Annotated in this window: 11 protein-coding genes; 5 read left to right on the top strand and 6 right to left on the bottom strand. The window is 73.4% G+C overall.

Translation table 11 applies throughout. The features are described from left to right. Positions 1-1,992: M4 family metallopeptidase (locus tag FXF50_RS23370; RefSeq protein WP_148431008.1), on the bottom strand; the 1,992-nt coding region annotated here is incomplete at its 3' end. Positions 1,993-2,163: 171 nt separating this feature from the next. Here FXF50_RS23370 and FXF50_RS23365 point away from each other — a divergent pair. Beyond that, positions 2,164-2,625 (top strand): protealysin inhibitor emfourin, encoded by a 462-nt coding sequence (locus FXF50_RS23365; protein WP_148431007.1) that lies wholly within the window; start codon positions 2,164-2,166, stop codon positions 2,623-2,625. Between the two features lie 9 nt (positions 2,626-2,634). Here FXF50_RS23365 and FXF50_RS23360 read toward each other — a convergent pair whose 3' ends face one another. Beyond that, positions 2,635-3,519 (bottom strand): LysR family transcriptional regulator, encoded by an 885-nt coding sequence (locus tag FXF50_RS23360; RefSeq protein ID WP_148431006.1) that lies wholly within the window; start codon positions 3,517-3,519, stop codon positions 2,635-2,637. Between the two features lie 72 nt (positions 3,520-3,591). Between FXF50_RS23360 and FXF50_RS23355 the strand changes: the two genes are divergently transcribed. Next, positions 3,592-4,251: a type 1 glutamine amidotransferase domain-containing protein gene (locus FXF50_RS23355; protein WP_255510157.1), complete on the top strand. Its 660-nt coding sequence runs from the start codon at positions 3,592-3,594 to the stop codon at positions 4,249-4,251. Between the two features lie 93 nt (positions 4,252-4,344). Here FXF50_RS23355 and FXF50_RS23350 read toward each other — a convergent pair whose 3' ends face one another. Both FXF50_RS23350 and FXF50_RS23345 read right to left on the bottom strand, forming a co-directional pair. Further along, a complete protein-coding gene (locus FXF50_RS23350; protein WP_187399781.1) occupies positions 4,345-4,956 on the bottom strand; it encodes a histidine phosphatase family protein in 612 nt (203 codons plus the stop codon). 67 nt (positions 4,957-5,023) lie between these two features. Then, the gene (locus FXF50_RS23345) at positions 5,024-5,443 is read right to left on the bottom strand and encodes a VOC family protein (protein ID WP_148431003.1); all 420 of its coding nucleotides are present in this window, start codon (positions 5,441-5,443) and stop codon (positions 5,024-5,026) included. Positions 5,444-5,631: 188 nt separating this feature from the next. Here FXF50_RS23345 and FXF50_RS23340 point away from each other — a divergent pair, with 188 nt between their 5' ends. Further along, positions 5,632-7,515 carry a hypothetical protein gene (locus tag FXF50_RS23340; RefSeq protein ID WP_148431002.1) on the top strand — a complete coding sequence of 628 codons (1,884 nt, stop codon included), beginning with the start codon at positions 5,632-5,634 and terminating at the stop codon, positions 7,513-7,515. On the opposite strand, the gene FXF50_RS23335 is transcribed toward FXF50_RS23340, so the two are convergent. Together FXF50_RS23335 and FXF50_RS23330 are read right to left on the bottom strand one after the other, a co-directional pair. Beyond that, entirely contained in the window at positions 7,484-7,912 is a 429-nt protein-coding gene (locus FXF50_RS23335) for a helix-turn-helix domain-containing protein (RefSeq protein WP_091317269.1), read from the bottom strand. The genes FXF50_RS23340 and FXF50_RS23335 overlap by 32 nt on opposite strands. Beyond that, positions 7,909-8,775 carry a sigma-70 family RNA polymerase sigma factor gene (locus FXF50_RS23330; protein WP_222866088.1) on the bottom strand — a complete coding sequence of 289 codons (867 nt, stop codon included), beginning with the start codon at positions 8,773-8,775 and terminating at the stop codon, positions 7,909-7,911. The genes FXF50_RS23335 and FXF50_RS23330 overlap by 4 nt, the downstream gene beginning before the upstream one ends. 143 nt (positions 8,776-8,918) lie before the next feature. On the opposite strand from FXF50_RS23330, the gene FXF50_RS23325 reads away from it, so the two are divergent. Then, positions 8,919-9,383, top strand: a complete 465-nt coding sequence (locus FXF50_RS23325) for a carboxymuconolactone decarboxylase family protein (RefSeq protein WP_148431001.1) — start codon at positions 8,919-8,921, stop codon at positions 9,381-9,383. A gap of 127 nt (positions 9,384-9,510) precedes the next feature. After that, positions 9,511-10,263: a TMEM175 family protein gene (locus FXF50_RS29595; RefSeq protein WP_255510156.1), complete on the top strand. Its 753-nt coding sequence runs from the start codon at positions 9,511-9,513 to the stop codon at positions 10,261-10,263. The last annotated feature ends 157 nt before the right edge of the window (positions 10,264-10,420 follow it).

Here is a 10,420-nt window from a genome sequence, read left to right as displayed (position 1 = left end):
GACGCCCGAGGTGGACGACCAGACGGTGTTGCCGGACTCGAAGCCCGGGTTGCCGAGCTTCTGACCGGCGCCCGTGCAGCCGCCGCCCGTGCCGTTCACGGTCAGCGTGTAGGTCGCCGAGTGGCTCACCGAGCCGGCGCCCGTGACGGTCACCGAGTAGGTGCCGGCCGGGGTGCTCGCCGTGGTGGCGATGGTGAGCGTGGACGAGCCGCCGGAGGTCACCGAGGACGGGCTGAACGACGCGGTGGCGCCGCTCGGCAGGCCGGACGCGGAGAACGTCACGGTCTGCGCGGTCCCGCTGGTGGTGGCGGTGGCGACGGTGGTGGAGACCGAACCGCCCGCGGTCACCGAGCCGGAGGTCGGGGAGAGCGAGACGGAGAAGTCGTTGCCGGTGGAGCCGCAGGGCGCGTCGTTGCCGGCCACGTTCACCGCGGTCCACGCCGCCTGGACGGTCTTGTACTCGGTGGAGCAGTTGCCGTACAGGTCGGTCGCCGCCTTGAGCGTGTAGGCCCGGGCGGTGTTCGACGGGGTGGTGGTGTTGACGTACGAGGTGTTCGAGGTGAAGTACACGTCGAGCGCCCGGTACCAGATCTTCTCCGCCTTGGCGCGACCGATGCCGGTCACCGCCGGCGCCGAGCCGCAGACCGGCGACGTGCCGTACGCGGTGGAGCCGGTGCCCTCGGCCAGGTTGAAGAAGAAGTGGTTGGCCACGCCGGAGGAGTAGTGCACGTCCTTGTTCTTCGTGCTGGTCGACCAGCACGAGTCGGACGAGCCGTCCAGCGACGGGTTGTACATGTAGCGCAGCGGCGTACCGTTGCCGTTGATGTTGATCTTCTCACCGACCTGGTAGTCGCCCGGGTCGCTCGGCGCGGCGGCGTAGAACTCCACCATGTTGCCGAAGATGTCGCTGGTGGCCTCGTTGAGACCGCCGGGCTCACCGGAGTAGACCAGGCCGGACAGCGCCTCGGTGACACCGTGGCTCATCTCGTGCCCGGCGACGTCGAGCGAGACCAGCGGACGGGAGTTGCCCGAGCCGTCGCCGTAGGTCATCTGGGACCCGTCCCAGAAGGCGTTGACGTAGTTGCTGCCGTAGTGCACCCGGCTCGGCACGCCCGCGCCGTTGCCGAAGATGCCGTTGCGGCCGTGGGTGTTCTTGAAGTAGTCGAAGGTCTTCGCCGCGCCGAAGTGGGCGTCGACGCCGGCGGACTGCCGGTTCGAGTTGGTGCCGTTGCCCCAGTTGTTGTCGGGGTCGGTGAAGGTGGTGCAGGTGCCGCCGGTGGTGTTGTTCATGTCGCAGGTACGGCCGTTGCCGTGCGACGGGTCCACCATCTGGTAGGTGCTGCCGGAGAGCGTCGTGTCGATGCTGACCGTGCCGGTGTAGATGCCCTGGCCGCTGCCGACCACCGTCTCGATCTCGTCGTAGGAACCGATCACCGCGCCGGTGGTCGCGTCCGTGACGACGTGCAGCCTGGACGGCGTCTGCTTGTCCGCCTTCCAGCCGCTGGCGACGGTCTCCCAGGCCAGCCGGCCCTTGCCGGAGCTGGCGTCGACGAAGAGTTCGGGGGCGCCCACCGAGGTGAGCGAGCCGGAGAACGTCTTGCGCGCGCTGGCCTTGGCCGCGGCCGAGCCGACCTTGGCCGTGGTGCTCAGCGCGAGCGGCGCGGCCAGGCCGACCGATGTCCCGGCCATCGTGCCGTTCGACGCCGTGTGCACGACGAAGTCGCCGCCGTAGACGCGCAGGCCGTGGTAGGTCCGGGCGTACCGGGTGTGGGTGGCCCCGGACGGGTCCACCTTCGTGCGGACGGCCTGGTACGCCTCTCCGCTGGCGCCCTGGACGGCACCGGGGTTGGCGCGGAGCAGACTGTCCGCACGGGCTGCGGCGGACTCGGGGGTCGGGACGCTGGGGGTTGCCGCGTACGCCGTGGTGGTGACGCAGGTCAGCACGCCGCTGGTGAGCAGCGCTGCGCTGACGGCGGCGACGGATCGCTTCACGTGCCCTCCTGAAGGGGGGAAGTTGTGACGGGGGTAGTCACTGATGTAGATATAGCGATACATCGAAGAACGTGAAAGGGTGCGAGCGCTTTCCTGCCGGAGACACTGACCGTTCGGACGATGCGACGGAGTGTGTCGGAACCGGGTGGCTCCGCCGTGCGTCCGATCGGCATGAGAGCCACCCCCGTCGCGGCGACCCTCCTCGCCGCGCTTCTCACCCCGCTCGCCGCCTGCGCCCGGAACGGCGACGCGCCCGCGTCCACCGGACCGGCCCCGACCACCGCCGCGCCGGGCGTGCCGGTGGAGCTGACGAAGTCCGGCGGCATCGTCGGGCTCAACGACACCGTCACCGTGTCGCCCGACGGCCGGTGGACCCGCGTCGACCGGACCGGCGCCTCCCGCACCGGCCAGCTCAGCGCCGCCGACCTCGACCGGCTGCGGCAACTCGCCGCCGACTCGCGGCTGGCCGCCGAGGCCGCCGCCACTATCCCGGCGACCATGTGCGCGGACGCGTTCAGCTACCGGCTCACCGTCGGCCCGACCACCACGAGCTACGTGGACTGCCCACCCGACGCCACCCCGCCGCCCGCCACCGCCGCCGTGGTCGACCTGCTCACCCGCGCCACCGGCTGATCCCGGCCCTCACCAGCCGGCCGCCGCCGCCAGCAGAGTCCGTCGCACCGCCTGGACCTCGCGGCGGCCGGTCACCCCCGGCCGGGCCGCCAGGAACAGCGTGTTGAGCGGGGGCACCGGCGGCGCGAGCAGCGCGCGCAACGCCCCGGACGCCAGCTCGTCCCGGCAGAGGTACGTCGGCAGCACGCTCACCCCGGCACCGGCCACCACCGCCGCCCGGACCGCCCGCAGGTCCGCCACGACCAGGCTGGGCGTCCGGGTGAGCCGCGTGTCGAAGACGGTCCGCCAGTATCGGCGCAGGATCGGGGCCTCCTCGCCGTAGGCCACCAGCGGCACGTCGCGCAGCGCCGCGGCGGTGACGCGGTCCGGCAGCCGCCCGGCCCAGGCCGGCGCCGCCACCAGCACGAACTCCTCGTCGTAGAGCGGCTCCACGGCCACGCCCCGGCGGCGCGGGCGCACGCTGGTCACCGCCAGGTCGAGCCGCCCGGCCGCCAGGTCGTCCACCAACCGCTCCGGCAGCCCGGCCGAGACGCGGAGTTCGAGGCCGTCGGCGACCGGCCCGGCCAGCGCCGGCAGCACCCGCTCGGCGAGGAACTCCGCCGGCCCGCCGAGGAAGACCGTCCGGGGGTACGCCGTGGCCGGATCCTCGGCCAGCACGGCGGCGAGCCGGTCCAGCGGGTCGGCGACGCGGCGGGCCAGTTCGTTCCCGGCGGCGGTCGGGGTGACGCCCCGGGGCAGCCGCTCGAACAGGGGCCGGCCGACCGCCTCCTCCAGCGCGCGCAGCTGGGCGGTCACCGTCGGCTGGGCCAGCCCGAGCAGCTCCGCCGCGCCGGTGATCGACCCCGACCGGTGCACGGCGAGGAAGCTGCGGAGCAGGTCCAGGGACACCTTCACATCAGTAAACCTATCGCTGGGGTTACCTCGGCCTATTGGTCAGCTATGGATCCGCGCGCCAGCATGGTCGGCATGACTCGTGCACTCATCGCGCTGACCAGTCACTCCGAGCTGGGCCGGACGGGCCGCCGAACCGGCTTCTACGTGGGCGAGGCCGCCGAGCCGTGGGAGGTTTTCCGGGCCGCCGGCCACCAGGTCGACCTCGTCTCGGTGGCCGGCGGACAGCCGCCGCTCGACGGTCGGGACAGCAACGACAAGACCCAGAACGAGTTCCTCGCCACCGCCGGGGTGGCGGACACGCCGAAGGCCGCCGACGTCGACCCGACGGGGTACGACGTGATCTTCTTCGCCGGCGGCCACGGCACCATGTGGGACTTCCCCGACGACCCGGACCTGGCCCGGATCGCCCGCTCGATCTACGAGCGCGGCGGGGTGGTGGCCGCCGTCTGCCACGGCCCGTCGGCGCTGGTGAACCTGAAGCTCTCCGACGGCTCCCACCTGGTCGCCGGCAAGCGGGTGGCCGGCTTCACCAACGACGAAGAGGCGGCGGTCGGCCTCACCGGAGAGGTCCCGTTCCTGCTCGCCGACAAGCTGACCGAGGCCGGCGCCCAGCATGTCCCGGCGCCCAACTTCACCGAGCAGGTGGTGGTCGACGGCCGCCTCGCCACCGGCCAGAACCCCCAGTCCGCCCGCGCCCTGGCCGAAGCCGTGGTCAAGCTGCTCGCCGCCTGACCCGCCCGCCCCCGCCTCGTCGATCATGAGGTTGGCGGTGCGGAATGTCCGCTTCGACCCCGCCAACCTCATGATCGACGGCGTGGTACCGGGTCAGATCCGGTAGGCCGGGGGGAGGCCGGTGGCGCGGAGGTCGGGAGGGAGGTGGGCGACGTCGTTCACCGCGATCAGCGTCGGAGGGACATCGGAGCTGTAGCGGATCACGGTCAGCCCGCAATTCAGGTGAACGGGCCCGATCCAGCGGTGCTCCGGGGCCTCGAGCGCGTGCCGGACCAGCCAGGCGACCAGGAAGTTGTGCGTGATGATCAACTCGCGTACGTCGCCCTCGGCGGGTGCGGTCGCGAAGCGGGCCACGGCCTCCGCCGTCACGCGCGGCCCGTCGAGCCGTTCCCGCTCGGTGAACCCGGCCAGGAAGGCCGCATACCTCTCGGGCAGGCCGGCCGGGTCGGTGTCGTGCGGCATGTGGTCCCCGGCACGGTCGTCCTCGTACACCGGGACACCCGGCAGCGCGGCGCAGACCAGCTTCGCGGTCTCCACGGCCCGTCGCGCCGGTCCGTGGTGGACGGCGGCGAACGGCGTGCCACGCAGGCGCTCGCCCAGCAGCGTCGCCTGCCGGCGGCCACGCGCCGACAGGCCGGTGTCCTCCTCCTCCTCCGGCCGGTCCTGCTCGCCGTGCCGGACCAGGTAGAGCAGTCGGCTGGGCACTCGGGTCACCTCCGCGGTCGGGAGAGGCGAGACTAGCCGCCCGCTCCCGACCGCGCAGTCCCGCCGGTCAGGCGCGCGGGTGCATCTGGCCGATGCGGATGCGGTTGCCGAACGGGTCGCGGATTCCGAAGTCGATCCCGTACGGCCGCTCGGTCGGCTCGTCGGTCACGTCCACGCCCTTGGCCACCAGATCCTCGTACGACTTGCGGGCGTCGTCGGTCGTCAGGCAGAGCCAGCCGCTCATCGCGCCCTTGGTCAGCAGCTCGCGGACCCGCTCGGCGGTGGCCGGGTCGAGGGCCGGCGGGCCCGGCTTCTCCAGCAGGATCTCGTGCTCCGGGTCGCCCGGAACGTTGACCGTGAGCCACCGCATGAAGCCGAGGTCCTGGTCGGTGTTCACCTCGAGGCCGAGCTTGCCGACGTAGAAGTCGAGCGCCTCGTCCTGGTCGAGGACGTAGATCTGGGAGCGGGAAATCGAGGTCATCGTCATGCCTGGAACGCTAGAGCAGCCCGCTGACCTGCCGCTTATCCAAAAGTGACGGGTTCGCCCGCGCCGCCCGGGCGAACGCGACGAGATCCAGCTTGCGTCGTTTGTCCGCACGGGACACAACCCACCGTCATCAATTGTTAACTTGCTGGCCACTCAGCCGCTCCACCCCCGACTCGGAGGGACCGCAGATGCAGGTGATGCTGGCCTGGTTCGCCGCGGCTCCGCTGCCGGAGGCCGCGCGGGCCGCCCGGTGGGACCGGTTCGAGCGGGCCGCCGCCGAGGTGGTGCCCGACACCTGGCGACGCCACGAGTTCGGCGGCGACGACTGGGGCGTCCTGGTGCTGCACCCCGCCGACCCCGGCGCGTACCGGTGGCCGACGGTCGGCACCGAGGGCCCGGTGACCGCGGTCTCGCTGGGGATACCGGTCGGGCTCGACACGGCGGGCGGCCCGACCGCGCTGGCCGCGCGGCTGCTCGCCGGTGCGGACGTGCACCGCGAGGCGGTGCCGCCGTTCGGGCTGCTGGCGCTGGACCGGGACCGGTTCGCCCTGCAACAGGACTGGCTCGGAATGGCCCGCGTGTTCACCGGCGCCGCCGACGGGGTGACCGCCTGGTGCACCCGCCCCAGCCTGCTCGCCGCGTTCCTGCACGGCAGGGCCCGGCCGGACCTGGCCGGCTGGACCTCGTACACCCTCTGCGGGCACTTCGGCGGCGACCTGTCGCCGATCGACGGCACCCGGCTGCTGCGCCCCGGCGAACGGGTCACCGGCCACCGCCGGGCCGAGGGCGGCTGGCACCTCGGCACCGAACTGCGGTACGGCACCGACGACGTGGTGTGCGGCGGATACGCCGACCAGGGACGGCCGCTGGACGAGCGGCTGGACCGGGCCGCCGACGCCCTGACCCGGGCCGCGGCCAGTCTGCACCCGCTGCACGACGCCGAGGTCACCCTCGGCCTCTCCGGCGGCAAGGACTCGCGGCTCATCGCCGCCACGCTGATCGCCGCCGGGCGCACGCCCCGGCTCGTCACCAACGACGACACCCCGGCGGAGGGCGAGGTGGCCCGCCGGCTGGTGCAGCTCCTCCGGGAGAAGCGGGGACTGCGCCCGGACCATCGCACCCAGCTCGCCGGCGCCCCGGCCAGCGTGCTCGGCACCGGCCTGCGCGAGCGCGCCCGACGCCTCGCCCACCTGCACGACCACCAGTTCCCCTCGACCTACCTGGCCCGCCCGGCCGTGCGCGACCGGCTGCCCGAGACGACCCGCGCGGCGAGCCTCACCGGCGCGGCCGGCGAACTCGCGGTCGGCTTCTGGTACCCGGCGGCCGACGCCGATCCCGCCCCGACGCCGGAACAGGCGGGCCTGGCCAAGCTGCTGGCCGGTGTGCCGCACGCCGCCGCGGCGCCCGAGGCGCTGGCCGCCGAACGGGACCGGGTCACCGCCGTGCTGACCCACGCCCGCGGCCTCGGCCTGCGCGACGAGCACCTGGTCGACTACCTCTACCTGGTCGAGCGGATGCGCCGGTGGTGCACCTCCGCGTACCTCACCGGAATGGTCACCCCGTTCCTGGCGCCGGGCTTCGTGGCCACCACCTTCGCCCTCAGCGTGGCCCAGAAACGCGACCGGCTGCTGCACACCGCGCTGATCGCCCGGCTGGTGCCGGAGTGGGCGGAGGTGCCGTTCGTCAGCGCCGCCACCGGGCCGTCCACCGCCGCCCGGGTCTGGGAGGGCGACGGGGTGGCCGCCGTCGCTGACCTGCTGGACACCGCACACGGGCCGCTCACCGGGCTGATGCGCCGCCCGGCCGTGGAGCGGGCGCTGCGCACCGCGGTCCGGGACGGCCGGCCCGATCCCCGCGTCCTCCAGCAGTTCACCGCGCTGGCGGTGGCCTCGGAGCGGCTCGAACCCGGCACCACGGGCGCGCCGACCGGCGCCACCTACGCCCGCCTCGTCGCGCCGCCGCGCCCGCGTACCCCGGCGACGGGCCGGCTGGCCGCGCTGCGCTGGATCCGGCGGACCCGGCTCGGCGACCGGCTCTGGGTCACCGTGCGTCGTCGCGTCCGCGGCCGGTGACCGCCGCGCTCGGCCGCATCCAGGCCATGGTGAAACAGCTCGGCGCGGCCACCGGCGCCACCTTGCGCCGCCGGTAGGCCGACGGCGACTCACCGACGATGTCGCGGAACGTCCGGCTGAAGGTGCCGAGGCTGCCGAAACCCACCAGGTGGCAGATCTCGGTGACCGGCTGGTCGGTCTGCACCAGCAGGTACATGGCCCGCTCCACCCGCCGCCGTTGCAGGTAGCGGTGCGGCGTCTCGCCGAAGGTGGCCCGGAAGGTGCGGATGAAGTGCGCCGCCGAGACGTGCGCGATCCGGGCCAGCGCCGGCACGTCGAGCGGCTCCGCGTACGCCCGGTCCATGGCGTCCCGGGCGCGCAGCATCGCCCGGTTCGACTCCTCGACCGCGCGGCTCACCCGACCACCAGGTCGAGTTCCCGGAGCTGCTCGGGATCGGCCACCACCTCGATGCCGATGATCCGGTCGGTGACCGTGAAGCTGAGCGCGAGGCGGGTACGGCCGTCCACGACGACCACCGCACCGGGCAGCCCGTCCACGAACGCGGGCAGGGCGGCCTGGGCGCGGCCGTTGAAGAAGTCGGCCACCACCGAGGAGCCGCGCGACTCCGCGGTCCCGCCCATCCGCACGGCGGCGGCGTCGGCGCGCAGCACCACGTACGGGTCGAGGAGGGCGACCAGGTCGTCGAAGCGGCCCTCCCGGGACGCGGTGAGGAACGCCTCGACCACCCGGCGCTGGCGGGCGGGGTCGGCGACCGGGTCGGCCGACCGGGTCTGCACGCGGCGGCGGGCCCGGCTGGCGATCTGCCGGACGGCCGGGGTGGTGCGGTCCACCACGGGCGCGATCTCCTCGAAGGAGACGGCGAACATGTCGTGCAGCACGAACACCAGCCGCTCGGTCGGGCCGAGGGTGGTCAGCACCACCTCGAGCGCCTGGCCGACGGACTCGGCGAGCAGCGCCTCCTGCTCCGGGTCCCGCCCGCCGACCGCCTCCCCGGCCGGCCCGTCCCCCGCCTCGTCGGTGGCCTCCTCGTGCCGGCTGCTGGCCGAGCGCAGCCGGTCCAGGCAGACCCGGCCGACCGTGGTGGTCAGCCACCCGGGCAGGTTGTCGATGGCGTCGACGTCGGCGCGGCTCAGCCGGAGCCAGGTGTCCTGCACGGCGTCGTCGGCCTCGGCGCCGGAACCGAGCATCCGCTGGGCCACCGCGCGCAGGCGCGGGCGCTGCTCCTCGAAGCTGCGGACCAACAGGTCGGTGTCGCTCACGGCCCCGCCATCCCCCACGCTCTCCGGGTGACCGCCGTCACATCTGTCACGCCGCCGGTCCCGCCCTCGACAACCCGGTGACGGACGACGACAGCGGCCGCGCGGCGAACGCCGGCCAGCCTAACAGGACAGGACGGACGAAAATGTCTCTCGAGGCGCGCATCCAGAACCCGGCAGCCCTCCTCCCCGACGCCGTGAAGGCCGTCAACCTGCTCTACAAGTCCGCGTACTCGGCCGGCGTGCCGGGCACCACCCTGGAACTGGTCCACCTGCGGGCCAGCCAGATCAACGGGTGCAGCGCCTGCGTCGACTCCGGCGCGCGCGGCGCCCGGAAGAACGGCGAGACCGAGGAGCGGCTCTTCGCGGTGGCCGCCTGGCGCGAGACGCCGTACTTCACCGACGCGGAGCGTGCCGCCCTCGACCTGGCCGAGCACGCCACCCGGCTCGCCGACCGGAGCGACGCGGTGCCGGACGCGGTGTGGGACGAGGCGGCGAAGCACTTCGGGGAGAAGGAACTGGCGGCGCTGGTGCTCTGGATCGCCACCACCAACTTCTTCAACCGGATCAACGCCACCACCCGGCAGCCGGCCCCGCAGAACTGGGGCTGAACCGACGGCCGGCGTCCGGGGCGGGGGTGTGCGCACCTCCGCCCCGCCGGGTGCGGGTTTGTCCCCGACAACGGTGGGGAAGGCTGCCGGGCTGGAGTCGACCAGGTCCGCGCCGAGGAGGCCAGAGGTGGCTCGTGGGGGAATGCCCTGGTCTCGCACGGCCGGCGGTGACCGGAAGGACCGGCGCAGCACCCCGGTGGGTGCAGAGCGGGACCCCAGACGGGTCGTCGGGTTCAGTGACGCGGTCGTCGCCATCGCCGTCACGCTGCTCGTCCTGGAGATCCGGCCGCCGGAGGACACCCGGCACCTGTGGCACGGCCTCCGGGAACTCTGGCCGTCCTATGCGGCGTACTTCCTCACCTTCCTGCTCATCGGTCAGATGTGGGTGAACCACCACGTCATGTTCGACCACATCCGCGCCGCGGATCGCCTGGTGCTGCTCCTCAACACCCTCCTGCTGATGCAGATCGCGTTCCTTCCCTTCGCCTCGGCCGTCCTGGCCGGCGCGTTCAAGTCCGGCCACGGCCAGCGGACCGCCGTCGTCTTCTACGGGATCTCCTACGAGGTGGCGGCGATCCTGTTCAACGTCATCTGGGAGTACGCGCGGTACGGCCGCCGCCTGCTGGACCGGGACACCGACTCGGCCGCCGCGGCGGCGATCAGCAGGCGCTTCCGGCCGGCGCCCGTGTGGATCGCCGCCGGAACCGCCCTGGGCGCATGGAACCCCGCCCTCGGCTTGGTGGTGTTCGCCGCGTTCGTCCCGTTCTACTGGTGGCCGATCAAGGGCGAGGTGGCCAGCATCAGACGGGCCCGCGAGCACGCCGGCGGAGAATCCGTCGAGCGGGGCGTCCCGCGGCGGCTGCCGCCGCGAGACACCTGAGGGGAATGGAGCCCCCGGCCGGGATCGAACCGGCGACATCTCGCTTACAAGCTCTGTGCGTCGCGTCCGCACGCGTCCGGCAACGGCTGCACGCTCGGAGCTTCGTCCATGCCAGCGCGCGTCAGTGTGCCGCCGTCCGGCGGCGTTGCTGTCAGCG

Source organism: Micromonospora sp. AP08 (genome assembly GCF_008085935.1).
In the GTDB taxonomy this organism is placed as follows: domain Bacteria; phylum Actinomycetota; class Actinomycetes; order Mycobacteriales; family Micromonosporaceae; genus Micromonospora; species Micromonospora chersina.
The sequence above is the reverse complement of the archived record's forward strand: the minus strand, read 5'-3'. Positions and strand labels throughout refer to the sequence as shown.